The 26101-nt window shown below is 57.0% G+C and carries 17 protein-coding genes; 7 read left to right on the forward strand and 10 right to left on the reverse strand.

Going from position 1 to position 26101, the window contains the following annotated elements; translation table 11 throughout:
* Window positions 1–149: 149 nt before the first annotated feature.
* Both ROI90_RS11890 and ROI90_RS11895 read left to right on the forward strand, forming a co-directional pair.
* On the forward strand, window positions 150–3200 hold the full coding sequence (locus ROI90_RS11890) for a SusC/RagA family TonB-linked outer membrane protein (protein WP_315998568.1): 3051 nt from the start codon (window positions 150–152) through the stop codon (window positions 3198–3200).
* Window positions 3201–3223: 23 nt separating this feature from the next.
* On the forward strand, window positions 3224–4582 hold the full coding sequence (locus tag ROI90_RS11895; protein WP_315998569.1) for a RagB/SusD family nutrient uptake outer membrane protein: 1359 nt from the start codon (window positions 3224–3226) through the stop codon (window positions 4580–4582).
* Between the two features lie 34 nt (window positions 4583–4616).
* On the opposite strand, the gene ROI90_RS11900 is transcribed toward ROI90_RS11895, so the two are convergent.
* On the reverse strand, window positions 4617–5090 hold the full coding sequence (locus ROI90_RS11900) for a hypothetical protein (RefSeq protein ID WP_315998570.1): 474 nt from the start codon (window positions 5088–5090) through the stop codon (window positions 4617–4619).
* A 158-nt stretch (window positions 5091–5248) separates the two neighbouring features.
* Here ROI90_RS11900 and ROI90_RS11905 point away from each other — a divergent pair, with 158 nt between their 5' ends.
* Window positions 5249–5509: a hypothetical protein gene (locus ROI90_RS11905; protein ID WP_315998571.1), complete on the forward strand. Its 261-nt coding sequence runs from the start codon at window positions 5249–5251 to the stop codon at window positions 5507–5509.
* A 91-nt stretch (window positions 5510–5600) separates the two neighbouring features.
* Here ROI90_RS11905 and ROI90_RS11910 read toward each other — a convergent pair whose 3' ends face one another.
* Window positions 5601–7538, reverse strand: a complete 1938-nt coding sequence (locus tag ROI90_RS11910) for a CocE/NonD family hydrolase (RefSeq protein ID WP_315998572.1) — start codon at window positions 7536–7538, stop codon at window positions 5601–5603.
* 142 nt (window positions 7539–7680) lie between these two features.
* Here ROI90_RS11910 and ROI90_RS11915 point away from each other — a divergent pair, with 142 nt between their 5' ends.
* The gene (locus tag ROI90_RS11915) at window positions 7681–10272 is read left to right on the forward strand and encodes a M14 family metallopeptidase (protein ID WP_315998573.1); all 2592 of its coding nucleotides are present in this window, start codon (window positions 7681–7683) and stop codon (window positions 10270–10272) included.
* Window positions 10273–10343: 71 nt separating this feature from the next.
* On the opposite strand, the gene ROI90_RS11920 is transcribed toward ROI90_RS11915, so the two are convergent.
* The 3 genes from ROI90_RS11920 to ROI90_RS11930 form a co-directional block, all read right to left on the reverse strand.
* Window positions 10344–10661 carry a hypothetical protein gene (locus ROI90_RS11920; RefSeq protein ID WP_315998574.1) on the reverse strand — a complete coding sequence of 106 codons (318 nt, stop codon included), beginning with the start codon at window positions 10659–10661 and terminating at the stop codon, window positions 10344–10346.
* Window positions 10662–10827: 166 nt separating this feature from the next.
* A complete protein-coding gene (locus ROI90_RS11925; RefSeq protein ID WP_315998575.1) occupies window positions 10828–12057 on the reverse strand; it encodes an S-adenosylmethionine:tRNA ribosyltransferase-isomerase in 1230 nt (409 codons plus the stop codon).
* A gap of 39 nt (window positions 12058–12096) precedes the next feature.
* Complete coding sequence (locus ROI90_RS11930; protein ID WP_315998576.1) at window positions 12097–12873, reverse strand: class I SAM-dependent methyltransferase; 777 nt, start codon at window positions 12871–12873, stop codon at window positions 12097–12099.
* A gap of 225 nt (window positions 12874–13098) precedes the next feature.
* Here ROI90_RS11930 and ROI90_RS11935 point away from each other — a divergent pair, with 225 nt between their 5' ends.
* Window positions 13099–13674, forward strand: a complete 576-nt coding sequence (locus tag ROI90_RS11935; RefSeq protein ID WP_315998577.1) for a hypothetical protein — start codon at window positions 13099–13101, stop codon at window positions 13672–13674.
* A gap of 959 nt (window positions 13675–14633) precedes the next feature.
* On the opposite strand, the gene priA is transcribed toward ROI90_RS11935, so the two are convergent.
* The 5 genes from priA to rpsF form a co-directional block, all read right to left on the reverse strand.
* Window positions 14634–17180 (reverse strand): replication restart helicase PriA, encoded by a 2547-nt coding sequence (priA, locus tag ROI90_RS11940; RefSeq protein ID WP_315998578.1) that lies wholly within the window; start codon window positions 17178–17180, stop codon window positions 14634–14636.
* 197 nt (window positions 17181–17377) lie between these two features.
* Window positions 17378–19654, reverse strand: a complete 2277-nt coding sequence (locus tag ROI90_RS11945) for a GSCFA domain-containing protein (protein WP_315998579.1) — start codon at window positions 19652–19654, stop codon at window positions 17378–17380.
* A 286-nt stretch (window positions 19655–19940) separates the two neighbouring features.
* On the reverse strand, window positions 19941–20384 hold the full coding sequence (rplI, locus tag ROI90_RS11950; RefSeq protein ID WP_315998580.1) for a 50S ribosomal protein L9: 444 nt from the start codon (window positions 20382–20384) through the stop codon (window positions 19941–19943).
* 95 nt (window positions 20385–20479) lie between these two features.
* On the reverse strand, window positions 20480–20731 hold the full coding sequence (rpsR, locus tag ROI90_RS11955) for a 30S ribosomal protein S18 (RefSeq protein WP_044002832.1): 252 nt from the start codon (window positions 20729–20731) through the stop codon (window positions 20480–20482).
* A 4-nt stretch (window positions 20732–20735) separates the two neighbouring features.
* Window positions 20736–21110: a 30S ribosomal protein S6 gene (gene rpsF, locus ROI90_RS11960; protein WP_125421248.1), complete on the reverse strand. Its 375-nt coding sequence runs from the start codon at window positions 21108–21110 to the stop codon at window positions 20736–20738.
* 403 nt (window positions 21111–21513) lie between these two features.
* Between rpsF and ROI90_RS11965 the strand changes: the two genes are divergently transcribed.
* A complete protein-coding gene (locus ROI90_RS11965; RefSeq protein ID WP_315998581.1) occupies window positions 21514–22854 on the forward strand; it encodes a cytochrome c3 family protein in 1341 nt (446 codons plus the stop codon).
* 156 nt (window positions 22855–23010) lie between these two features.
* Complete coding sequence (locus tag ROI90_RS11970; protein ID WP_315998582.1) at window positions 23011–26046, forward strand: TAT-variant-translocated molybdopterin oxidoreductase; 3036 nt, start codon at window positions 23011–23013, stop codon at window positions 26044–26046.
* Window positions 26047–26101: the final 55 nt, after the last annotated feature.

Consider the following 26101-nt stretch of genomic DNA (forward strand, 5'->3'; position numbering starts at 1 on the left):
TATATATTTTGCATTGAAGGGCACTCATAGTTGAGGCCACGCAAGGCTTGGGAAAGGTAAGAGAGCAGACCGCACCCACGAATACCGCTGCATAGCGTGGTTATAAAGCATTTTTTCACTCTAACGGGCCTGTAAAAGGGCCGGATTGTATGAAACAGCATTACTTTATTCCAGTAGCATTCGGGGTACTGATGGCCTCGTCGGCAGCAGCCCAAACCCGAGCGGTAAGCGGCCGCGTCACGGATGCTGCCGGGGCCGCACTACCTGGCGTTACCGTGTTGGAGCGTGGTACCAGCAACGGCACCAGTACCGGGGCCGATGGTGGGTTTACCCTGACTGTACAACCTGGCGCTACGCTGGTGCTGAGCTCCATCGGCTTCGAAACTCAGAACGTAGTAGTAGGCGACCGAACTAACGTAGTGGCCTCGCTCAAGAGTAGCGCCACGGAACTGGGCGAAGCAGTGGTAGTAGGCTACGGTACTCAGGCCAAGGCAGATATTAGTGGCTCCATTGTACAGCTCGGGAGCAAGGACGTACAAAATACCCCCGTGCCATCGTTTGAGCAGGCTATTCAGGGAAAAGCGGCTGGCGTGTTTATTGAGAATAGCAGCGGCAAGCTGGGGCAGGGTATTAAAGTGCGTGTGCGGGGCGCAACCTCGGTAAGCGGTGGTAACCAGCCCTTATACGTGGTAGATGGGGTGCCAATTATTTCAGAAAGCCAGTCGGGTATCAGCGCTGAAACCAACCCTATTGCCGATATCAACGCCAATGATATTGAGTCTATCAGTATTCTGAAGGATGCGTCGGCATCGGCTATTTACGGCTCGCGGGCGTCTAACGGAGTGGTGCTGATTACCACGAAACGGGGCCGGGAAGGCGTAACGCGCTTCAACCTAAGCTACCAGACCGGCACCAGTACGCCCACCCGCAAACGAGACTTTTTGAACCCCACCGAGTACGTGGACCTGGTGCGTGAATCGGCCGCTAATGTAGGCTTAGCGGCCTTCGCTGAGACGCGCCTGCAGCGCTATGCCGCCGGTAATACTGATGTGCTGGCCTATGGTACCGACTGGCAGGAAGAAGTTTTCCAGTCGGCTCCATTTCACCAGATTGACCTGAGCGCCAACGGTGGCTCCGACAAAACAAAGTTCTACGTTTCGGGGGGCTACAGCGACCAGAAAGGTATTCTGGTGGGTAACCAGTTCAAGCGCATTACTACCCGTACCAATCTTGACCATAAAGCGTCGGACTTCTTCTCCCTGGGCCTCAACTACTCGCTCAGCCGCACCGAAAACAGACGTCTGGCCGCCGATAACGCCTTTTCCAATCCTATGCAGATTGTGGCGTTGTCCCCCATCACGCCTCTGATAGACCCACGGACCAACCAAATCAGCGGGGCGCTGGATAACGCTACGGGCCAACCCAATACCAACTTCCCGGTGTATTACAACCCACTGCTGAACACCATTGGGGCCTCTTATCTGGCTACGGTGTGCCGCAACCTGGGCAACATCTATGGGCAGTTGAACCTTACTAAGCAACTTTCCTTTCGCTCGGAGTTAGGTATTGACTTGCTCAATCAGGAGGAAGATTCTTATTATGGCCGCTTGACGGCCCGTAACACCTCTTTCGCCGACAATGGCAACGGTACCAACCGCACCGTAACCAACGGCCGCTTTATTACCAACAACTTCGCCACGTTTCGGCCGGTTTTGGGTGAGCAGCACAGCCTAGAAGTGGTGGGTGGGTTTTCGTTCGAGAAGCGCCGGGTGAAGTCCAACAGCGTATCGGGGCAGCAATTCCCCAGCGACGCGTACCGGCAGATTACCAGCGCCGCCCTGATTAGTGCCGGCTCATCGGCGCGCACGGAAAGCTCTCTGGTATCGTGGTTTGGCCGGGCTAATTACATCTTCAACAACCGCTACCTGATCAACGCCAGCTTCCGGGCCGATGGCTCTTCTCGCTTTGGCAGCAACAACCGGTACGGTTTCTTCCCGGCGGCCTCGGTGGGCTGGGTGCTTACGGAGGAGGCTTTCCTGAAGGATAATGCCATCATCACCCAACTCAAACCTCGGGTGAGCTACGGCATTACGGGCAACCAGTCGTTCCCGGACTTTCCTTGGCAGGCGCTGTACTCCGATGCCGGTTACGGTGGAGTACCCGGCCAGGCTCCGGTGCAGATTGCCAACCCCGACCTGAAATGGGAAAGCACCAGCCAGTTGGATGTAGGTCTGGATTTTGGATTTTTCAATAGCCGCCTGACGGGTGAGGTAGACCTCTACCGCAAAAATACCTCTGACCTGGCCTTGAACGTGAACGTGCCTGGTACCAGCGGCTTTGCCCAGCAGTTCCGGAATGTGGGCGACCTGGAAAATAAAGGGCTGGAGGTTGCCTTGAATACGCGCAACCTGGAGGGTGCGAACTTCACCTGGAGTACGAGCTTCAATGCCTCTGCTAACCGCAACAAAATAAAAAACCTACAGGGCCAAATCATCGAGGGCGGATTTCTGAACCGGGCTCAGGAGGGCCAGCCTTTGGGTGTGTTCTTCGGGGTTGAGTACGCAGGTGTAGACCCCGCCAATGGTGACGCGCTGTATTACCTGAACACCGCCAATGCCGACGGCTCGTTGGACCGGGGCACCACGCCCGACTATAACGCCGCCCAGCGGGTTATTTTGGGCAACCCGAACCCCAACTGGATTGGTGGGGTCACCAACACCTTCACTTTCCGCAATCTGGTTGATTTCTCGTTCACCTTCCAGGGGGTATTTGGCAATGAGGTGTACGATGGGGGCGGTAAGTTTATGTCGGTGGGCTTCAACAATGGCTTCGACAACCAGACCCGCGACCAGTTGCGCCGCTGGCGCAACCCCGGCGACGTAACCGATGTGCCGCAGGCCCGCCTGTTTGCGGGCAACGGCATTGGTGAGTCGTCGCGCTTCCTCTATGATGCCTCGTATGTGCGCCTGCGCACGGTTACGCTGGGCGTCAATATTCCCAAGTCGTTGACTTCCTACGCGCACCTGAATACGGCCCGCCTGTTTTTCTCGGGAGTTAACCTGCTCACCTTCACCGATTACAAAGGCTGGGACCCGGAGGTAAACACCGACTACATTGCCAGCAATATTTCGCAGGGCAACGATTTTTATTCTGCCCCGCAGGCCAAGACGTTCACCGTAGGGCTGAACATCGGGTTTTAATCATCCTTTGACCTTTTCTGGATATGAAATATTCTGTTGTTCGTTCTCTTTTGATAGCCGCCACGCTGGGGCTGCCGCTAACCAGCTGCAATGATGAGCTGGATATTACGCCCAATAACACTGTGCTGGCTGAAGACGCACTGAAAACCTCTGCCGATGTGGAGGCCGCTATGGTAGGGGTGTATGATGCCTTGGGCAGCCAGGCCCTGTACGGCGGGCAGATGCAGTTCATGGGTGAGCTGCTCGGCGACGCCGGAGATTTGGCCTTCGTGGGCACTTTCAACCAGCCCAACGAAGCCTACCGCAAAGCGCTGCTGGTTAATAATACCTTCGTGGCGCAGTCGTGGCTGGCAGGCTATCGTACCATTAACAACACCAATAGCGTGCTGGCAGCCATTGATAAAGTGACGGCTGCCCGTCGGAACCGCATTGAGGGCGAAGCCCTATTTGTGCGAGGGTTGGTGTATTTCGATTTGGTACGCTATTATGCCAAAGCTTGGAATGATGGCAGCCCGCAAAGCAACCCCGGAGTGCCCTTGGTGCTTACGCCGACCACTAGCCTGGGCAGCAACAATCAAGTAGCCCGGAACACGGTTGCGGAGGTATATACCCAGGTGCTACAGGATCTGGAACGGGCTAAAACGCTGCTGCCGGCCACCAATGGTATCTTTGCCAACCGGAGTGCTGCTTCGGCCATTCTCTCCCGGGTGTACCTGCAACAGGGGCGTTACACGGAGGCGGCGGCGTCCGCCTCGGAGGTAATTGCCAATACCCGCTACTCACTGGACGAATCGGTGGAGGCAGTGTTTACCAACACCAAGGCCTCGACAGAAATTGTTTTCTCCCTACAGGTTTCCAACCAGGATGGTATCAACGAGCTAAACACGTACTTCTCGGAGTTGAGCCGGGCAGATATTGAGATTCAGGAGCAGCACTTGAACCGCTACGAAGCGGATGACACGCGTCTGAATTTGTTCGGTAATACCGGCGGCACCAACTATCTATTGAAGTATGACGACCCCTACGCCAACGTAGTGCTGATCCGGCTGGCTGAAATGTACCTGACACGCGCAGAGTCCCGTTTCCGGGGGGGCAATACCACCGGGGCACTGAGCGACCTAAACCTTGTACGGGTACGTTCTGGCCTAGCGCCGCTCACCAGTGCTCAACTTTCGCTGAATGCTATTCTGCGGGAACGGCGCCTGGAACTGGCCTTTGAAGGTTTCCGCCTGCACGACGCAAAACGCACGCAAGAGGCTATTGTTAATGCAGCGCCTAATGTAAACGTGAACCTGGCCTGGAACTCCTCCCGCTTGATATTCCCCATCCCACGCCGCGAAATCGACGTGAATCCTCGTTTAGTACAGAACGACGGGTACTAACAACGAAAAAGGCCGCTCCCAGAGCGGCCTTTTTTTATTCGTCGTCGTCTGCCAAGTGGCTGAAGTCGAGCTTGGGGCCTAGCCGCAATGCTTCCCGAATTACGTCGTCCATGAGTGGTTGGGAATCGGCATCGAGGGTGCGCTCGAAGAGGTGGAGGAGTTGCTCGCCTTCCTCATTTACGTAGAGGTTAGTATAGAGCCGTTCAAACGTAGCCGCGTCCTTTTGAATGGTAGCGTCAATGGCCCCCACGGAAGGTGCCTTCAACGCCCGGTGTAATACATCCAGCACGGCACGGGCCTCGTCTAAGTCACCGAGGTCGGAGAGCAGCTTCATCAGGGACAGGGCCACGCCGAGGCGCACCCGCTCGAAGCGGTAGGCAATATCCTGGGGGCTGGCCTGCTCAAAAGTGCGGTAAGCCGCCAGGGTAGTAGGGTGGAGGTAGCGGGCGGTATCGGCGGGCTGGGCGAAGACCAGCTCCAGCAACCGCTGGTAGGGAGAAACAAGCATGGAAAGCACCTCAACGCCGGCACGCGGCTGGCCAACAAAATATAATTGGGGTGTGTTGTAACCCCGTAGCACAAAGGTACGATTGTGAAAGATGAAGCAGGCTGCTGCATCTGATAATGTCTGCTCTGCTGTTTGTTCATCACTCTCCCGCACTTCTCATGACGCACAAGAAAAAATGGCTGATTTTTGCCCCCGCCGGACTAATGGCTATTGGTCTGGGTAACTGCCTGGTTCAATGGGCCGCCGATAAAAAACGCAACGGCCATTCTACCACCGAGTGGGTGGCGGCTGGTACAGCTGCCTTGGCCGTCTTCAACGCCGGTATCAGTTTGTTCGGCAGAGGCGTGGTGGAGAAAGTAAAACACGATCTGCAGGAAAAGCCCCAGGAATTGGATTACGCTAACGTAGCCCGGCTGTGAGTGGTGAAGCGGTGAAATGGTGAGTTTGACGTTCAACATGCTCAGATGGCGCAAGCGGAACGTCAAACTCACCATTTCACCATTTCACCACTCACAGCACCCGCACTTTCAACTGGGAGGCGTGCTGGGGAGAGTGGTAGAGGCGGTGCGTGGCGGCCTGGAAATCCTTCTCATCCGCCTGAAAAATGTTTGGGACGAAGGTCTGCGGGTTGCGGTCGACCAGCGGAAACCAGGAGCTTTGCACCTGCACCATCAGGCGGTGGCCTTTGCGGAAGGTGTGGCACAGGTCCTGCACCACGAACGGCACGGCCGTTACCTGATTTGGCACGAAGGCTTCGGACTGGCTGAAGCTGTTGCGGAAACGGCCGCGCATCACCTCTGAGCGCACCATTTGCTGGTAGCCGCCTAGTTTCACGGCCGGGTTCAGGCTGGGGTTATTGGGCGTATCATCTGGGTACACGTCAATTATTTTCACCACCCAATCGGCGTCGGTACCAGTGGTGGCCACTTGCAGCAGGGCATCAATGGGCCCGGCCAGGGTCAGGTCTTCCGTAAGGGCATTCGTCTGGTAGGTCAGCACATCGGGGCGGCGGCTGGCAAAGCGCTGGTCGTCGGTCATGTACTCCCGGGTCATGCCCACGGCCGTGGCTTCGGTGAACGGTACAGGGTGAGCCGGGTCACTCAGGTATTGGTCGAACTCCGGACCGCTGCCCGGCTGCTCAAACCCGATTTTGCCAGCTGGCTGGAAATATAGAGTGCGTACCTGCGCGGCTTTGGGCGGCCAGGCATCAAACGTGCGCCAGCGGTTGGTGCCGCCCTCAAACACGGTGGCCTCCGGTACGGATGCCGGCTTGCCATCTTTGAGGTAGGCCTTGAAAAACGGGGCCTCAATTTCTTTCTGGTAGTACAGGGAGGGTGATTCGCCGTAAGCCACATTGCCCACCAGCTCGCCGGTGCCCCTGGCCCAGCCGCCGTGCACCCAGGGGCCCATTACCAGCCCGTTGCGCATGCCGGGGTTCTGCTTTTCGATGCTTTCGTAGATTTTCAGCGCCCCAAACAAGTCCTCAGCATCGTTAAAACCGCCTACCGTCAGCACGGCCGTGCCTTTTTGGAGGTTTTTGAGGCGGGGGCGCAGGTTGCGGGCCTGCCAGAACTCGTCGTAATTCGGGTGCTCCATCATCTGGTTCCAGAACGCCACCTGCCCTTTGTAGTATTTGGCGTCGGCATTTTTCAGCGGCCCCATCTTCAGGAAGAAGTCGTAGCCATCGGGAGTGCCGTGCTTGAAGCCGGGGTTGCCGGTGGGCGTGGGCTGGGGCCGGGGCAGTCCAAAGGAGGCCAAAAAGTTAAAAGCGTGGGGCAGGAAGAAGGCTCCATTGTGGTGAAAATCGTCCCAGAACCAGTCGGCAATGGGGGCCTGGGGCGAGGCCGCTTTCAGGGCCGGGTGGCGGCTGAGCAGGCCTGTGGCCGTGTAGTAGCCGGGGTAGCTGATACCCCACTGACCCACGCGGCCATTGTTGCGCGGGCCTTTCTTCAGCAGCCACTCAATAGTATCAAATGTATCGGTACCCTCGTCAATGTCGGTTTTGCCCGTGTGTGTATCTTTCTCAGGGCGCACATCCACAAACTGGCCCTCCGACATATAGCGCCCACGCACATCCTGGTAGGCAAAAATGTAGCCTTCGTGCAGCATAGTGCTGCTGGGCCCCAGGTTTTTCTTGTATTTGCCCGCCCCGTACGGCCCCACCGCGTAGGGCGTGCGGTTGAGCATAATGGGGTACTTCACCTTATCGGCGTCGTTGGGTGCGTACACCACTGTGTACAGCTTCACCCCGTCGCGCATTGGAATGTGGTACTCGGTTTTGGTGTAGTGCTGCTGAATATAGAGCGTGTCGGCCAGCACCTGCGCCAACTGCTGTTTGTCGGCTTCCGAGGGCAGCGGGTAGGAGAGGGGAGTTTGGGCGTGGGCGGCCCAGGTGCCGGTAGCTAGCAGGGCGGTCAGCAGCAGCAGGCGTACAGAGGGAATAAGCATAGGAAGAAAGAAATAGGAATGAAGTCTAAAAGATGCGGCCAAAAAAGCAGAACTGCGTCTTTCGGTACGGGTTTGTGCTTTATTTGAGCACCGAATCCTACCTCCACCTGCTGGCGGCTGCCGGCGCAAGCCTTTTCTATTTGTGAGAAAACATACTTTCCGGCTACTTGCACTGCTGGTGACACTCTTGGCGGCCGCGCCCACCTGGGCCCAGAACACTGCCCCCGGCCCCCTGCTGACGCCCCGCCAGTTTCTGGGCTATGAGTTGGGCACCCGCTTCACGCCCCACGCGGAGCTGCTGCGCTACGTGGAGCACGTGGTGGAACACAGCCCCGGCCGCACCAAGCTGCAGCGCTACGGTCGCACCTACGAAAACCGCCCGCTGGAGCTGGTGTACGTGGCCACACCCGAAAACCTGAGCAACCTGGACGATATTCGGCGCAACAACCTGCGTCTGGCCGGCCTGGAAACCGGCTCGGCTGCCACCAAGCAGCCAGCCGTGGTGTGGCTGAGCTACAACGTCCATGGTAACGAGTCGGTATCATCGGAAGCGGTAATGCAGGTGCTCTACGACCTGGCCAACCCCCAAAACCAGCAGGTACAGCAGTGGCTCCAGAACCTGGTGGTCATCGTGGACCCCTGCGTGAACCCCGACGGGCGCGACCGGTACGCGCAATGGTACAACCGCGTGGCCAACCAGCGTCCCAATGCCTCGGCCCTGAGCTGGGAGCACCATGAGCCCTGGCCCGGCGGCCGCTACAACCATTACTACTTCGACCTGAACCGGGACTGGGCCTGGCAAACCCAGCAGGAAAGCCGCCAGCGCATAGTAGTGTACAACCAATGGCTCCCCCAGGTGCACGCCGACTTCCACGAAATGGGTCCTAACAACCCCTACTACTTCTCGCCGGCCGCCAAGCCCTTTCACGCCGACCTCACGGACTGGCAGCGCAAGTTTCAGAACATCATTGGGGACTACAACCGCCGCGTATTCGATAAGAACAACTGGCTGTACTTTACCCGCGAAACTTACGACCTGTTCGCCCCCTTCTACGGCGACACCTGGCCCAGCTTCAACGGAGCTATTGGCATGACCTACGAGCAGGGCGGCGGTGGCCCGGCCGGCCTGAGCTACGTGAAAGCCGATGGTGATACCCTGACCCTTGCCCAGCGCATTGAGCATCACCACGCCACCAGCATGGCCACGCTGCAGGCCGCCTCCGACCGGCATCAGGAGCTAATCCGGGAGTTTCAGAAGTTCTACACTGATGCCCGCACCAAACCCAAGGGCGAGTACAAATCCTACGTGCTGGCTGGCTCCTCCGACCCCGGGCAGGTGCGCGCCCTCACCCAGTACCTCGACCGGCAGCAGATCAGCTACGGCTTTGCCACCAAGCGCAACCGCCAGGTAGGCTATAACTATACCACCGGCAAAACCGAAAGCGTGCAGATTGAGCCCCGCGACGTGGTTATCAGCATGTATCAGCCTAAGTCTACACTGGTAAAGGTGCTGTTTGAGCCCCAGGCTCAGCTGGAAGATTCCCTAACCTATGACCTGACCGCGTGGTCGTTGCCCTATGCTTTCGGGCTGAAAGGCTACGCGCTGAAAAACCAGTTATCAGCCACCAGCGCCCAGCCGCTCGTGGCTACGGTAGTGGAAAAAGGCGGTAAACCCGTTCCGGCGCCCACCAACTCCCAGCCCACCACCGACCGGCCCTACGCCTATGTAGCGCGCTGGAACAACCTGCAGGATGTTCGGTTTCTGAGCCGATTGATGCAGCAAGGCGTGAAAATGAGAGTAGCCGACGAGCCCTTTGAAACCGAAGGCCAGAAGTACCAGCGCGGTACGCTCATCATCCCGCGCACCGGCAACGAGCGGCTGGGTACCCGTTTTGATCAATTGGTGCACGCCCAGGCCGACTCGGCGGGCGTACTGGTACAGGCGGTGCAGTCGGGCTTGTCCACCACCGGCGGCGACTTGGGCTCCCGTTCCGTGCGGCCCCTCAAAATGCCCAGCGTGGCTATTCTGGCCGGCCCCGGCATTGATGCCACGGCTTTCGGGGAGGTATGGCACTTCTTTGAGCAGCAAGTAGGCTACCCCGTCACGGTGCTGGGCACCGACTACTTTAATGGCGTGCCACTAAGCAAATTCGACGTATTGATTCTGCCGGATGGGCGCTACGATGACGTGCTGACGGAGCGGGGGCTGGAAAATGTGAAAACCTGGGTGCGGGGCGGCGGCCGCCTCATTGCCCTCGAAGGTGCTTCCCGTTTCCTGGCGGGTAATAAAGACTTCCTGCTCAAAACCAAACCCGCTGACACGGCAGCCAGCAAAAAGGCCAGCCCCTACACTGCCCTGCGCCGCTACGCCGATGCCGAGCGGGAAGAAATTGGGGAGCGGGTGCAGGGCAGCGTGTACCGCGTACAGCTCGATAATACCCACCCGCTGGCTTTCGGCTACAGCGACACCTACTACGCCCTGCTGCGTGACATTCCCAACTACCGTTTTCTGCCCAGAGGCGGCTGGAACGTGGGTGTACTGAAAAAGGACAGCTATGCAGCCGGCTTTGCGGGCCGCGGCGCCAAGCGGGCCCTCACCGACAGCTTCGTGCTGGGTACCCAGGACCTGGGCCGGGGCCAAGTGGTCTACCTCGGCGACAACCCCTTGTTCCGGGCATTCTGGCAGGGCGGTAAGCTGCTGTTCGGCAATGCAGTGTTCATGGTAGGTCAATAGTGGCCAACGGTTGAACAGCAAAAAGCCCCGCTAACCGAGTTAGCGGGGCTTTTTATTGTTTGGGCTGTAGACTAGTCTACTACGTCTTCAGCTTTGTTTTTCACGGCCTTGGCACCTTTTTTCACCACTTTACCGGTTTTTTTGGCACCACGCTCAACGGCATTACCCGTTTTCTTGCCGGCGTATTTTACGTCCTCTTTGGTGTTATAGGCCTTTTGGCCAGCTTTCGTGCGGCCCGAGCGGGACTCAACTTTAACCGTACCGTTGTCACGTTCAGTTACCGTGGTTTTGGCACCGCTGGTTTCGTCACGTACCGTTGTTTTGTCACCTTGAGCGAAGGCAGCCGTCGAGAAGACCACGGCAGCAGCCAGAAGCAGTATCTTTTTCATGAGGAGAGTCTTAGGTAGAAACAGGATTCTGTGTCCTTATACGGCCCGCTGAAAATTGGTTGTACTCTGACAGTAAAAACGACGAAAGTTGCTGCTTAATGCTGCCTGCTGACTAGGGTTGAGCTTGCGCATCAACAAGCTGCTAGCCAAGCATCGGAAGTCGGTTCTAAGGTAAAAGCAGAGAAGAGTCGCCGTAGCTCAAAAACCGGTAGTTATGGTTCAATGCGTGCTCGTACACCGTCCGCCATTGGGGCCCAATGAGGGCGGCTACCAGCAGCAGCAGCGTGCTTTCGGGCTGGTGGAAGTTGGTAATCAGCCCCGAGACTAGCCGGAACCGGTAGCCCGGGGCAATAAGCAGCTGGGTAGTAGCATGCAGCAACTCAGAGCCAGTACGCTCTAAATAGTGCAGCAAGGCCTGCAACGCTTGTTCAACCGAAACCTCAGCTTGTCCTTCATAGGGTTGCCATTGCCGTACGTGCCAATCAGGTTCTACTTCGGGCTGCTGTAGTAGGCGGGCTCCCAGCCAGTATAGGCTCTCCAGGGTGCGCAGGCTGGTAGTACCCACCGGGATAATGGGTTGCGGCACCTGGTGCAACAGCTGCCGCAATGTAGCAGCCGTAACGCTGATGGGCTCCCCGTGCATGGCGTGGCCTTCCATGTGCTCAGCCTTAACGGGCTGGAAAGTGCCGGCACCTACGTGCAAGGTCACCCGAGCCGAGGAAATCTGCCGTTGCGCAAGGTCAGCTAGCACTGCGTCAGAGAAGTGCAGGCCAGCCGTGGGGGCGGCCACAGCTCCCTCGTGGGCGGCATACACTGTTTGGTAACGCACGGCGTCCACTTCCGTATCGGCGCGGTTGAGGTAGGGGGGCAGGGGCAAGTGGCCCGCTCCGCGCAGCACTTCGGCAAACGGCAGCTGGGCTGGCTCCCAGCTAAAGCGAATCAAGGCATACCCATCATGCTGCTCCACCCGCTCCGCTGCCAGGATGGCCGCTTGGCCTTGCGCTTCAAATGCCAAGGTTACCGTGCCTTCCTTCCACCGCTTGCCATTGCCAACCAAGCACTTCCACACGCAACTGCCGGTTTGCTGCATAGCGGGCTCTATGGCCCGGTGTGGTGCTACTGGCTCCAGGCAAAATAGCTCCAAGATGCCCCCGGTCGGGCGCCGCGCAAACAAGCGGGCCCGCACCACTTTGGTATCATTGAACACCAATAGGCTACCTACTGGCAGCAGTTCTGGTAACTCCTGAAACTGCCGGTCATAAATTCGGCCCTGCTGATATAGCAGCAGTTTCGACTGGTCACGGTTGGGCAGCGGCTCCGGGGCAATACGCTCGGGTGGTAGCTGGTAGGTGAAGTCGTGAATGGAAAGGTGGCGCGGGTCGGGAGTGGGTACCATAGGCCGCAAAGGTAAGGCCGTCGGAGGGTCACTGCCGAACTATTGGCGGCGGAAAATAAGTAGGTGCTGCTGAGGCAACGATGCTATGGAATCCGTGAGGCGCAACCCAATGGCTGCCATTTCACGCCGGGCCTGGGCAACACTCATCTTGTGAATGCGCTTGATGGGCACTTTGGAGTCCTCGGCCCGATACTCCACCAGTGCTACCCGCCCAGTAGGCGTAAGCGAGTTCCGGATGGCGCGCATCATTTCCCGCGGGTAGTCGAACTCGTGGTAAGCATCCACCAACAGTACTACATCAACCCCCTTGGCCGGCAAATTAGGGTTGCTGGTTGTGCCCTGCAGGGGTACTACATTACTAGCGCGCAGGCGGTCTTTGGTTTCGCGCAGGGCCGTAAGCATTTCCGGTTGAATATCAACGGCCAGCACTTTGCCCTGGGGCACCAGCGGGCTAATGCGGAAGGTGAAGAAGCCAGTGCCCGCCCCAATATCGGCTACCACATCGGTCGGTTTTAGCCGCAGTTCCCGCAACAAAATATCAGTGCCTTCTTCCTGCTGACGGCCGGAGCGCTCCAGCCAGGACGCCCCCTCGTGGCCCATTACGTGCGCAATCTGACGGCCCAGATAATACTTGCCAATGCCATTGAGGTCTTGGGGTGGGCGGCGCTCATAGCCGCTGGTATCCGGCAGCGTCTGGCGGCGCTCCTCAGTTAGTTGGGCCGCCGAGCTTTCAGAAAGGGGCTGCGTACAGGCAAAAGAGCCCGCAAATAATCCGGCGGCGCTCAGCCACACTATTGCTTTGGATGAAAACGGCATATGCACAGGTGCAAAGTAACGATGCCGCTTCAACATCGGTTGAGTGTGAAGCGTTCGGCCAGGGCCAAGATCAGAATGCTAACCTGCGCAACAGAGGCCGGCCAGCAGGAAATAAGTGGCAGAAAATCAGGCGTACATAGTAAAAATCTATTTTTTAATTGGCCCTTCTAGTACTTTAGCCCGTACAAGCCCTGTTTTCCATTCTTTTCATCAACCACTTTCCCTATGAAACACTTGTCCGGAATCCTGCACAAGCTCACGGCCGTGGCTGCCGTAGCAGTAGCCCTGACCAGCTGTAACCGCGCCGAGTATGCTATGCTGCCCAAGACGTCGTCGGCGTACCATGGCACCCAGCGCGCCGCAACGGTTGCCCCGGCTCCTGTGGCCACCGAAACCCCTGTTGCTGCCCCTGCTACCGATGTAGCCCCAGTAGCTGCTCCAGTTGAAAAGTCGGTAGCTATTAGTGCTCCTGCTGCTAAGCCTGCTGTAGCTAAGACTTCTGCTGCTCCAACCGCTGCGGTAGCCAAAGCCCCCAAGTTGAACTTCGCGCAGAAAGCAGTAGTAGCTAAGCTGACCAAACAAGCTAACAAGCTGGCCGCTAAAACGCAGGTAAGCAAGAAGTCGGAAGTAGCTTCCGAGGAAGATGCTACTGCCCTGAGCCGCAACATTAAACTGGGTATTATCCTGCTGCTCATCGGTGTACTGCTGGGTATCTTCGGCGGTATCCTGGGCCTGCTCGGTGCCATCATCGGCGTGATTGGGGTTGTTCTAATCATTCTGGGTCTGCTCGACGAGGTGTAACAACTTCCGGAAGTCAACTGCACAAAAAAAGGCCGGAGCTTTAGCTTCGGCCTTTTTTTGTGCAGTAAAAATCTATATTGATCAATATTCTACCGCATCCCTAATTCATCATTACCCCATTTTATCCTCTGTTCAGATGAATTTTTGCCTCCTAGGTGTTCTGGTTTGTATCCTATGGTTAACCTCTTGCCGCAGCACACAGGCACCCGCGTTTTTTCCGGCTGCCCAACAGTATAAGCCACACCTTACGCTGCCTTTGCGCGCGGAGCCGGAAGTATTATCGCGCCCATCTACTCCTGTACGGAAAGCAGCACCCCGCAAACTGATTGCCAGTGCCCTGACGCGTCAGTCGGTGAATACAGCGGCAGATACGTCCCGACGGGCTACCAGAAAGTCCAAAGCAAATCAGCCAACGCTGGTTGTAACCGGAAATGATACGCTGGTAGGGTACCCCGTCGACAGCCGTATTCCGCTAACCGCTCCTGCCGATACGTCGGCCCTCCGGCCAGATCCGGAAACTACGTTTGTTAATGTTATTGGGGGCGTTTTGATGGGAACCGGGCTGATTTCCTTAGCGGTGGGTTCGGCTAACACAGGATGGGGATCTTTATATTGGACACTGATAGCTCTGACTCTGACTTCATTAGGACTGGTTTTGCTGATTTACCAAGGCATAAACGGTCGGTTGCGGCTTAGGCGAGAAGCCCGTCGCCGAGCCCGCGCGGGTGCCCAAGCGCCTGTTGCAATTGGTGCGGCCTCGCCCAGCCCAAAAGCAAAACGTAATCCTATGCGGAAGCTGGTCGCTATACTCCTGTTAGCGGGAGGAATATTGCTGCTGGCTGGCCTGCTGACTGCTCCTTATGGAATGTTTTACTTCGGCTTACCCGGGATTATCACCCTGCTTATTGCCCTAATCCTGACGGCAGCGTAGCTATGGCCGGCCGTACATCACATCAGGTCTACATCGGGTCCACGTCGGCGGCTAGGCGCACCTGCTTGAACTCCTTCTGGTCGCGCACCAGGTTCATGGCTTCCAGAATATCGGCCTTGGCGGCGCGCAGCACGGTGTGTTCTCGGCTGAGCTTGATGGTGATTTCCTGGAGGTAAAAGTTGCGGATGCGGAAAATGTAGGGCGCTTCCGGCCCCAGCACGGCCTCCCGTCCCAAGCGGTCTACCAACTCCTGGGTAAGCAGAATGGCGGCCCGCTCGCCTACTACGGCATCCATGTGCTTCACAGTAAGCCGGATAATGCGCATGAACGGCGGGTAGCCATGCTCCCGTCGCTGCAGAATCTCGTACTCGTAAAACTCCAGGTAGTCGTTGCGGATTACCTTATCGAAAATCACCTGTTCCGGGTCGCCGGTCTGAATGATAACCCGGCCTTTCTTGCCCTTGCGGCCCGCCCGTCCGCTCACCTGCACAAACATCTGAAAAGCCCGCTCGTGGGCCCGGAAATCGGGGTAGTGAATGATGCTGTCGGCGTTGATGATGCCCACCAGGCTCACGTTGGCGAAGTCGAGGCCCTTGGTGACCATCTGGGTGCCTACCAGCACGTTGGTGGCCTGCTTCTCGAAGTCGGAAATGATTTGCTGGTAGGAGTTTTTGGCGCGGGTGGTGTCTAGGTCCATGCGCTGCACGTTGGCCTGGGGCAGCATCACCTTGAGGTCATCCTCCAGCTTCTCGGTGCCGAAGCCCACGGTTTTGAGGTTGCGGGAGCCGCAGGCCGGGCACTGCACGTACATCCGCTCGTGGTAGCCGCAGTAGTGGCAACGCAACTCGTGGCTGTGCTTGTGGTAGCTCAGGCTCACGGCGCAATTGGTGCACTTGGGTATCCAGCCGCAGTCCAGGCAGTTGATGAAGGGAGAGTAGCCGCGCCGGTTCTGGAACAGAATCACCTGCTCCTTGGCCGCCAGCTTGCTCTCCATAGCCTGCATTAGCTCCGGGGTGAAGTGGTTGAGCATGGTTTTCTGCTCCCGGCTTTTGCGCGTATCCACCAGCTCAATTTCCGGCAGGCCGGCCTCCCCAAACCGCTTGGTCAATGACACCAGCCCGTAGCGGCCGGTGCGCGTCTGGTAATAGGTTTCCACGGCGGGCGTGGCCGAGCCCAGCAGGGTTTTGGCACCTTGGAAGTTGGCCATCATCAGGGCCACCTCGCGGGCGTTGTAGCGCGGGGCGGGGTCGTACTGCTTGTAGCTGGATTCGTGCTCCTCGTCCACAATCACCAGCGCCAGGCTATCAAAGGGCAGAAACACGGCCGAGCGGACCCCAATTACCACCTGAAACCGCCCCGACAGCACCCCATTCCACACTTCCACCCGCTCATTATCAGAGAACTTGGAGTGGTACACGCCCAGCCGCGAGCCGAACACGCGCATTAGCCGGGTAACAATCTGAGCGGTGAGGGCAATTTCGGGCAGCAGGTATAGCACCTGCCCGCCGCCGTCCAGGGCCTGCTTGATGAGGTCGATGTAGATTTCTGTTTTGCCCGCGCCCGTTACCCCGTGCAGCAGCACAATATCCTTCTCCTGAAACTGCTGCATGATATCCTGACGGGCCGCCTGCTGTGCCTCACTCAGGGTGAAGTGGATCTTGGCCTCCGCGTCGTCCTCGTCCAGCGGGAAGCGGGACACAATCTGATCAAACTGCTCCAGCACGCCGTTTTTGATGAGCGTGTTAACGGCGGAAGGGGAGAGGTGCGGGGCCGAGGTGAGGTAGGCTTTTTCAAGGCCGCGCTGGTTGGCGTGCTCGTTCTGGTACACCGGCACCTTCTGCAGGTAGCGCATGAGCACGTCCAACTGCTTGGCCCGGCCGGCCAGCTGGGCGAACAGGTCTTCCAGCGCGGCCTCGGCAATAAACCGATGAGCCAGGCGCACCTTCTTCACTACTTTAGGCGAGTACTTATCCTGCAAGTGCTCGAACAGGAACACCACGTCCTTCTGCATCAGGGACTTGATGTACTTGTGAAAGGAGGCAATACCCAGCAACTCGCCCACTTCCGTGAACGTCATGGATTTGCCCTCCTCCCCGGTGCTCAGCGCGGCTACCACTTTCTGCTCCTGCTCACTGAGCGGGTAGGGGCTCGTCTCGGCCTCGAAAGCCGGGTGCAGCTGTACCCGGCTCTCAGAGCTGAGCTTCAGAGCCGAGGGTAAAGCCGCATTGATAACTTCGCCCAGAGTGCACAGGTAATAGTCGGCTATCCAGCGAAACAGCTTCAGCTGGGGCTGCGTGACTACCGGCGCGTCGTCAATGAACTCCAGAATGTATTTGGCCTGGTATTCCTTGGGCGGATTTTCGTGCACGGCGGCCACAATGCAGCTCAGGGTTTTCTTGGCCCCAAACTGCACAATTACGCGCCCGCCCACCACCACGTGGTCATTCAACTCGAAGGGGACGCGGTAAGTATAAAGTTTCGGCAGCGGTAAGGGCAGAATCACATCCGCAAACAGCGTTATGCGGTCGGCGGCGGGTTCTGGTTGGGGCTGCACAAAGTCAAACGTCAGGCTCAAGGGCAAAAGGAAAAACAGGGGCTTTTCCGTAGGTAAAAGCGGTGAAAAAGGCGGCGGTGCGCGAGAAGATGGTTCCCAGACCAAAGGCTCGGTCTGGGTGCTGGCCAGTTGGTAAAGATACGGCCGGGCTATGCTTTCTTGGCGCGCCGAAAGCCTACTAAAAAAGAAAACCCGACCACTGGCGGCCGGGTTTTCAATTAGCTGTTTTCGGTAGCCGAAGCATCGGTGGCCGGCTTCTTGCGCGGTGGCCTAGGCTTGCGCTTGGGTGCCGTCGGCGTTCCGGCTGGTAGTTCAGGTGCCGTTTCCACCGGCTCAGCGGCAGCAATGGAAACCTCGGGAGCCTCTGCCGGCTTGGGCTTGCGGGCCGGCCGCTTGCGGGCGGGTTTGGCTGCCGGAGTTTCGGCCGCAGTTGCAGCCGGAATGTCGATGCTCGGTTCAGTTACAGGCTCGACAGCCACCGGGGCCACCGGGGCAGCCACTTTCGCCGCCGGCTTGCGACGGGCGCGGGCCGGCGGCGCGGCAGCTACCACTGAAGCGGCTACCTCGGTAGCCTCACTAGCCACAACCGGTAACTCTGCCGGCGCCGGGTTGGCCTGTTCAACAGCCGCTACCTCTTCCGATGAAGGCACAGTCTCCGATACAGGCTCCGTCTTATCAACCGGCTTTTTCCGGCTACGGCTGGCTGGTGCCCGTTTTGGGCGGGGGGCCTGCTCCTCAGCTTCCGGTACAGCAAGAGGTTCTGTAACAGCCAACTCAGTGTCTGACGGTTGCGGTGCCTGCTCCGTGGAGACTGGTTGGGTAGTCGGCTGGTTTTCTTCGGCCGATGCCGGGGCAATGGGCTCCGGCGTTCCGGCGACTTCCGTTGCGGTCGGTTCTTCGGCATACAAAGCCGGCCGGGCAGTGCGGGAACCCGAGCGCTCGGGCCGTTCCCGCTGGTTACGGCGGTTGTTGCGGCTGCGGCGGGCCGGCTCGTTTTGCTCTGGCTCCGGGGTTTCTGCCAGGGCAGGTATCTGCTCAGCATCCGTCTGCTCCCCACGCGCTGTCTGCTGCACCTGCCCCGTTCCAACGGCGGTCAGCGGCTCCAGGCTGCTCGTAACCTGCTCCGAAGCAACAGATCCGGCAGCTTCGGCTGCCAAGCGGGCGTGTTTGCGTTTCGTACGCTTCGCTCCGCCCCGGGAGCGGCGTTTCTTGCGGCGGGCTGGCTCTTCTCCTTCAACAACGGCAGCATCTGCTTCCTCAGCGTCCTCTTCGTCCTGCTCCTCGTCGGCTAGGCCGGCCGCATAAGCGTGTTCGTAAGCTGAGTCGGGAGTGGATGCGGGTTCATCCTGCTCTTCCTCTTCGTTGTCATCGTCGATTGGATCTTCGCGCAGGATGCCAGCTCCGGCTCCCAGCAAAGAGGCCTGCGAAGTCGGAGTTTTCTCCGCGTATTCGCCAATGTCAATGCGCTCCTCGTCGTCCTCTTCTTCCGGCTCCGGCTCGGGGGCGGAGTAGGGAAGGGGCAGATCAGCCAGCTCACGCTCCAGGTGCAACGTTTCCATGCGTACGTCGGCCTGGGGACCGAGGCGGCGCAGACGCTCCAGCGTGCTTTCCAGAAACTGCCGGTGTTCGGGTGCGGCGGCATACGTGGGTTTGTGGCCCATTGCCTGCCGGATACCTTCCCACTCTTTCTTGAAACGACCGAAACCAGCATCAAAATACGTACGCGTAAACCGTTCCCAAATGTAATTTTCGGCTACCTCGGATGGATGCAGCATATCGGCCGCGTAAAAGCGGTAGTCGCGCAAATCGTCCAGCAGCAGCTCGTAAGCCGGGAAATAGGTAACGTCGGGCAGCAGTTCGCTGAGGTAGTGGCAAGCTACCCGCAGCATAGATTTGCTGGTCGAGTTCAGCACCAGCGTGTCCTTGATGTGACGCACGGGACTAACCGTCAGAATAAACCGCAAACGTGGGTTGATGCGCCGCAGGTAAGCGTGGGTTTCGGCTACGGCGGCAATGATATCGTCGGCCGTCAGCAGCTCCTTTTCGAATTTCTCGGCCGGAAGCTTGTGACAGTTACTGATGATGGCATCGGTTTCGCGCAGACGGTAGGCAAAGGCTGAACCTAACGTGAGTACTACCACATCGGCAGTAGCCAGAAACACGCCTACCTCGCGGGTCAGCGTCTGGATATGCTGCAGTAGCTCGACCGGCGTCTCAGCCCCTATCTCAGCGTGTAAGTCGTGGCTTTGCCAGCGGCCCCGAGCCTCCACCACGTGCTGCTGCCAGTCCATGTCCTCGCCGGCAGCCGCCCGAAGCAAACGGCAGACGGAAATCGGGTTGAAGACGGTTCCGAACGGGTTGACCATGGTGGTCACCTTAAAGTCGCGCAGGCGCGACCCGATGGAATCCGAGAAACAGGAGCCTATCGTCAGCACCCGGGCCGAAAGCGGCAGCTGTTGGGGATGAGGCGTAAGCGGAAGTTCGGTACGAAACATTGGATGTGATACGGCCCTCAACTGAGCCAATAGACGATCAATCTGCCGGGGCATCCCGCACCCGGGCAGTTAAGCCAAGATTACAGGAGCGCGCCCTAAGGACGCGGAGCAAAAGCCGCTGAAAATACAATATCAGGTAATACAGGCCTGCCAGAGCAGACTGTTGAAACCTTGTACGCACAAAGGTCTGTAATAGTCGGGAGCTTTGCGCGCATCCTACACAAATACAAACAAAACGCCCGGCTGCTTCCGCAACCGGGCGTTTTAGAGTGCTAAAACGCGTAGCTTATTCAGCTACTACGTTGAAACGTACTTTGTGCTTTACCTCACGGTGCAAGTCAGCCGTAGCGGTGTATTCGCCTACCGAGCCGGGCTCCGAGTCGAACGACAAACGCTTGCGGTCAACATCAACGCCTTTCGCTTTCAGGGCGTCGGCCAGCTGCAGTGTGGTTACGCGGCCGAAGATTTTGCCGCTTTCACCCACTTTAGCTGGAATTTCCAGCACCAAGTCACCAATTTGGTTAGCAATAGCCTGAGCGTCGCCTTTGATTTTGTCAGCTTTGTGAGCTGCCTGACGTACGTTCTCAGCTACGATTTTCTTGTTGGTCTTATCGGCCAGAACGGCCAGACCCTGCGGGAGCAGGTAGTTGCGGCCGTAGCCGGGCTTCACCGTTACGGTGTCGTTCTTATAGCCCAGACCTTTAACGTCGTCTTTCAGAATTACTTCCATGTCTTTATTGAGTTGCTAGCTGCTGGCTGTTGGTTGGTAGTCATTGCGGGGGCGCAAGACCGTCAACTGACAACTGACAACTAAACACTGACAATCTATTTCAAAGAGTCGGTTACGTAGGGCATCAGAGCCAAGTGACGAGCTTTTGCTACGGCTTGGGCTACTTTGCGCTGAAACTTCAGGCTGGTGCCGGTAATACGACGGGGCAGGATGCGGCCCTGCTCGTTTACAAACTTCAGCAGGAAGTTCGGGTCTTTGTAATCAACGTACTTAATGCCGTTCTTCTGGAAGCGGCAGTACTTTTTGCGGGTATCCTGCTTGTGGATCTTTTCGTTGGCGAGGCTCATGGTCTTACTGGGCTACGGCTTCCGATTGTTTAACTTTCTGCTGGTTCATCTCGCCTTTACGACGACGCGCCCCGTAAGCCACGGCGTGCTTGTCCAGTACAGTAGTGAGGAAGCGGATAACCCGCTCGTCACGGCGGAACGCCAGTTCCAGCGTATCCACCACGTTACCTTCACCGGTGAACTCTACCAGGAAGTAGTAACCAGTGTTCTTTTTCTGAATTGGGTACGCCAGTTTCTTGAGGCCCCAAGCTTCAGTGTTGATGATGTCGGCGCTATTTTCCTTAAGCACCTGCGAGAACTTCTCGACCGTCTCTTGCACTTGGCTCTCGTTCAGAACGGGAGTCAAAATGAAGACCGTCTCGTAATTTCTTACTGCCATTACGACGGGGTGAAAATTGTGTGAAAAACTAAATGAGGGGCAAAGATAGCACAATTTACGGCACCTGCTACTGCCTCACGACTCTTTTTGGTGAAAGACCTCTTTTCTAATAAGCTGATCATCAATTGCAAAAGACGGAGCCTGTAAGGAGAGGGCTCTGGCTAGCACCGGTGCCGATATAGCCATACAATCCTTTATATATAGCTGAGCTGGTGAGGGCTTGTGAAGCAAGGAGTTGCTGCTACTTGTTGTTGTTTTCGGTGAACCAAGTCTTTTTAGAATGTTTCTAAGCTTCCGGAATAGGGCGAAAATTAGCCCAAGCCGGTTTGTTCTCTGGGTTTCCCAACCTACATTTGTGGCCTTGAAGCACCCCCGCGTTTCTTTTTTTCAGTCAATTTGTGCTATGGATAGCATCCGACTACGACCCCTTTCCCGCCTCTTTCTCGCTCTGTCTCTGTTCTTTGCTAGCGTAGGCTCGTCCTTCGCTCAAGGCACAGCGGCTGATCCGAGCAAAGCCGGCGTGGCACCCGGCGCTACGGCGGCCGCTGCCCCCGCCGCCGCCGCTGCCGGCGCCCCCGCTGGCGACGCTGCTGCCATTGCCGCCGGCGACGCTCTTTTTAAAGGTAACTGCGCCCAGTGCCACGCCGTGAACGAGGTGGTAGTAGGTCCGGCACTGGCCGGTATCACCAAGCGCCGGCCAATGTCCTGGATTATTCCATGGATCAAGAACTCCAGCAAACTGGTGGCCAGCGGCGACGAGTACGCCGTGAAAATCTTCAACCAGTATCAGAAACAGCAGATGCCCAGCTTCCAGCTGTCAGATGCTGAAATCACCTCCATCATTGCCTACACCACTTCGCAGGAAGGCGGAGTTGCTGGTAAAGATCCAATTGCAGGTGATGGTACGAAACCCGCCGGTGATGGTACCGCTACTGCCGATGCTGGTGACGACGCTGCCGGGGCTGGCAAGTACATGAATGTGCTGCTCATCGTGCTGGTGGTAGTACTGATTGTGCTGGTGGTAACGCTGGTTATCATTGCTAACATCATGAAGGACGTGCTGCGGGGTCGCAAAGACCTGGACGGCCGTGACGTGGAGGTAATCGACCAGCGCTTTGACTTCTCGAAAATCTACAAATCAACAGCAGTCCGCGCTATTGTGGGCGTGGTGTTCGTGCTGGCGGTGTTGTATGAGAGCATTCAGGGTGCCATGGGCGTAGGTTTGCAGCAGGGCTACCAGCCTACGCAACCCATTGCCTTCTCGCATAAACTGCACGCTGGTGAGCACCAAATCAATTGCGCCTACTGCCACACGTCAGTGTACAAGAGCAAATCGGCTAACATTCCTTCCCCCAACATCTGCATGAACTGCCACTCGCAGATCAAAACAGAGTCGCCGGAAATCAAGAAAATCTACCGCGCTATTGAGCGCAAGCAGCCCATTCAATGGGTGCGTGTGCACAACCTGCCCGATCTGGCCTACTTCAACCACTCCCAGCACACGCAGGTAGGTGGTATTGAATGCCAGACCTGCCACGGTCCCATCCAGAACATGGAAGTGGTGTACCAATACTCGCCCCTCACCATGGGCTGGTGCATTAACTGTCACCGCGAAACGCCCCTCAATACCAAGGGCAACGGATACTACGACAACCTCGTGAAGCTACACGACTCGGCCAATGGTGCCGTGCCGTTCACCGTATCGTCGAACGGCGGTACCGAGTGTTCGAAGTGCCACTACTAGTAAGCTAGGGCCTTGGGCTCCTGGGTAGCTGGCCTCTTAACCAGCTCCGGGCGCTCAAGGCCTCACCTACCTCTACAAAAACAGCCTACTTAGCGACTTATCGGACGTTACACTCCAAGTCCCTAAGTCCCTAAGACCCTAAGTTCCAAAAACACGATGCAAGAGTCGCCTAAGTACTGGAAGGGAATTGAGGAACTGGAGAACTCACCGGAGTTCGTGAAGAATGCACTCTCTGAGTTTGCTGACTTCATGCCGATGAAGGAAACCCATGGCACCTCGGATGCCACGGTGGCCCCGCGCCGCGACTTCCTCAAGCTCATGGGTTTCGGCTTAGCTGCCGCCACCCTCGCCAGTTGCGAAACCCCGATCAAAAAGGCTATTCCCTACCTCAACAAACCAGAAGAGGTAGATCCGGGTATTGCCAACTTTTACGCCTCTACCTTCTTCAACGGCCAGGATTACAACAGCGTGCTGGTGAAAACCCGCGAAGGTCGTCCGATCAAGCTGGAAGGTAACCCCGAGTCACCCATTACCCGGGGCGGTTTGTCGGCCCGTGCGCAAGCTTCCGTTTTGAGCTTGTATGATGGCGGCCGTCTGCAGCACTTCGCCAAAAAGGGTGCTAAAATCGACAAAGATCAACTGGACCAGGAAGTGCGTAATGCACTGGCTGGGGCTGGTCGTGTTGCTATTGTATCGCACACCATCATTAGCCCTTCCACTAAAAAGGTAATTGCGGAGTTTGCTGGGCGTTTTGCCGGTACGGAGCACGTGATGTACGACGTGAACTCAGTATCAGGCCTGCTGCGCGCCAATGGCGGTGCGCTGCCAGCCTACGACTTCAGCAAAGCTGATGTTATCGTAAGCTTTGGCGCTGACTTCCTAGGTACTTGGCTGTCGCCGGTTGAATTTGCCCGTCAGTACATAACCAACCGTAAGGTTTCGAGCGAGAAGAAGACGATGTCGCGTCACTTCCAGTTCGAGAGCAACATGTCCCTGACCGGCTCTAATGCCGACGTGCGCGTGCCGTTGAAGCCCTCCGAACTGGGTGAGGCTGTGCTGGCGGTGTACAATACGGTTGTAGGTGGTGGTAGCGCCTCTTCTTATACCGATAAGCGCATTCAAACTGCTGCCTCCGAGCTGGCCAAAGCTGGTTCGCGTGGTTTGGTTGTATCAGGTTCCAATGACCCTGCAGTGCAGGCGTTGGTAACGGCCATCAACCAGCGGTTGGGTTCGGCTGCTGTTGACGTGGCTAATCCTTCAATGGTTCGCCAGGGGGATGACGCTAAAATGAGCAACCTGCTCAAAGCTATCAGTGCAGGCCAAGTTGGGGCAGTTATCTTTTACAACGCAAACCCGGTATACGACCACCCAATGGGTGCCGACCTGGCAGCTGCACTAAAAGCTGGTAAGGTTCGCACGACCATTTCGCTAAATGACCGCCTGGATGAAACCGGTGAGTTGTGCACCTACTCCGCTCCCGATCATAATTTCCTGGAGTCGTGGAATGATTACGAGCCCAAGCGTGGCTATCTGAGCTTGGCTCAGCCAGTGATTACTCCACTATTCGCCACTCGTCAGGCTCAGGATTCCTTGCTGACTTGGGCTGGTAACCCCACTACTTATTACAACTACCTCCGCGCTCAGTGGAAAGCTGTACTAGGAGGCGACTTCAATAAAGCCTGGGATAAGGCAGTACACGATGGTGTAGCCATGGGTACTGCTGCTCCAGCAGCTGCTGCCTCAACGGCTCCTGCTATGGACGCTGCTGCTGCCATTGCTGCTATCAAATCAGCTCCGAAATCCTCGGGTATAGAGTTGATGGTGTATGAGAAAGTAGGAGTTGGCAGTGGTGCTGATGGCAACAACCCTTGGCTGCAAGAGTTGCCTGATCCGGTAACTAAAGCTACTTGGGGTAACTACGTAACTGTGCCACGCGCATATGCCGAAGCCCAGAAGTGGAAGCAGGACGATGTGGTGACTGTAACGGCCAACGGCAAATCCGTTCAATTACCTATCCTCATTCAACCTGGTCAGGCTGCTGGTACGGTAGGTATTGCTCTTGGATACGGTCGCGTTAACGCTGGCAAAGTTGGTAATGGCCTAGGCAAAAATGTTCTGCCGTTGCTGTCCATGCGCAATGACGCCATCAGCTATGCTACTGCTGTTACCCTAACCGCTACCGGCACTCAGGAGCCTATTGCCCAAACACAGACGCATCACACCATCATGGACCGTAAGCCGGTGGTGCAAGAGGCTACGCTGGCCCAGTATATCAAAGACCCCAAGGAGGTTACGGAGTACGAGAAGATTTCGACTCCAGAAGGGTTACAGAAGCCTAATAAGGTTTCTCTGTGGCAGGACTACGAGTACAAGAACCACCATTGGGGAATGGCTATCGACCTCAACTCCTGCATCGGCTGCGGCTCTTGCGTGGTGGGTTGCCAAGTAGAGAACAACGTAGCGGTAGTTGGTAAGCAAGAAGTAATTAACCGTCGCGAGATGCACTGGATGCGTATCGACCGGTATTACAGCTCTGATGCCCATAAATCAGACTTCGACACCAAAGGTAAGCTGGATACATATGCAGCTATGGAAGACCCCTCTGAGAATCCCTCAGTAATCTTCCAGCCCATGATGTGCCAGCATTGCAATCATGCTCCTTGCGAAACAGTGTGCCCAGTATTGGCTACCACGCACAGCTCGGAAGGTCTAAACCAAATGACCTACAACCGTTGCGTAGGTACTCGTTACTGCGCTAACAACTGCCCATATAAGGTTCGTCGCTTCAACTGGTTCTCGTATTACACTAACGAGAAGTTCGAGTCAGTAAACGGTCACATGTTCACTGATCTTGGCCGGATGGTACTCAATCCGGACGTGACAGTACGGGCCCGCGGGGTAATGGAGAAATGCTCTCTTTGCGTGCAGCGTATCCAACTCGGCAAGCTGGAAGCCAAGAAGCAAAAGCGTCGTCCGCAAGACGGGGAAGTTGTTTCGGCCTGTGCTCAGTCCTGCCCCACGCAAGCCATCGTGTTTGGTGATATGCGGGACCCCGAGTCGCGTATATCTAAGCTGCTCCGCCGTGAAGATGGTGAGCGTGCTTTCCACGTACTTGATGCTATCAACGTACAGCCGAACATTACGTACCTGACGAAGATCCGGAACACGGAAACTTCGGAGTTCAACGCCTAGAAACCGAGCCACGGGGGAGGGTAGAAGCGCCCACCGCACTACAGCCCTCCCTCAC

Origin of the sequence: Hymenobacter endophyticus, from assembly GCF_032464715.1 — a bacterium.
In the GTDB taxonomy this organism is placed as follows: Bacteria; Bacteroidota; Bacteroidia; order Cytophagales; family Hymenobacteraceae; genus Hymenobacter; species Hymenobacter endophyticus.

Bases quoted from the DNA above. Each gene is read 5' to 3' on its own strand.
- rplI (WP_315998580.1), bottom strand. From the start codon at position 20,384: ATGGAAGTAATTCTGAAAGACGACGTTAAAGGTCTGGGCTATAAGAAC.
- ROI90_RS11945 (WP_315998579.1), bottom strand. From the start codon at position 19,654: ATGTTTCGTACCGAACTTCCGCTTACGCCTCATCCCCAACAGCTGCCG.
- ROI90_RS11970 (WP_315998582.1), top strand. From the start codon at position 23,011: ATGCAAGAGTCGCCTAAGTACTGGAAGGGAATTGAGGAACTGGAGAAC.
- ROI90_RS11920 (WP_315998574.1), bottom strand. From the start codon at position 10,661: ATGAAAAAGATACTGCTTCTGGCTGCTGCCGTGGTCTTCTCGACGGCT.
- rpsR (WP_044002832.1), bottom strand. From the start codon at position 20,731: ATGAGCCTCGCCAACGAAAAGATCCACAAGCAGGATACCCGCAAAAAG.
- ROI90_RS11905 (WP_315998571.1), top strand. From the start codon at position 5,249: ATGACGCACAAGAAAAAATGGCTGATTTTTGCCCCCGCCGGACTAATG.
- ROI90_RS11900 (WP_315998570.1), bottom strand. From the start codon at position 5,090: ATGCTTGTTTCTCCCTACCAGCGGTTGCTGGAGCTGGTCTTCGCCCAG.
- ROI90_RS11925 (WP_315998575.1), bottom strand. From the start codon at position 12,057: ATGGTACCCACTCCCGACCCGCGCCACCTTTCCATTCACGACTTCACC.
- rpsF (WP_125421248.1), bottom strand. From the start codon at position 21,110: ATGGCAGTAAGAAATTACGAGACGGTCTTCATTTTGACTCCCGTTCTG.
- ROI90_RS11910 (WP_315998572.1), bottom strand. From the start codon at position 7,538: ATGCTTATTCCCTCTGTACGCCTGCTGCTGCTGACCGCCCTGCTAGCT.
- ROI90_RS11935 (WP_315998577.1), top strand. From the start codon at position 13,099: ATGAAACACTTGTCCGGAATCCTGCACAAGCTCACGGCCGTGGCTGCC.
- ROI90_RS11890 (WP_315998568.1), top strand. From the start codon at position 150: ATGAAACAGCATTACTTTATTCCAGTAGCATTCGGGGTACTGATGGCC.
- ROI90_RS11965 (WP_315998581.1), top strand. From the start codon at position 21,514: ATGGATAGCATCCGACTACGACCCCTTTCCCGCCTCTTTCTCGCTCTG.
- ROI90_RS11930 (WP_315998576.1), bottom strand. From the start codon at position 12,873: ATGCCGTTTTCATCCAAAGCAATAGTGTGGCTGAGCGCCGCCGGATTA.
- ROI90_RS11895 (WP_315998569.1), top strand. From the start codon at position 3,224: ATGAAATATTCTGTTGTTCGTTCTCTTTTGATAGCCGCCACGCTGGGG.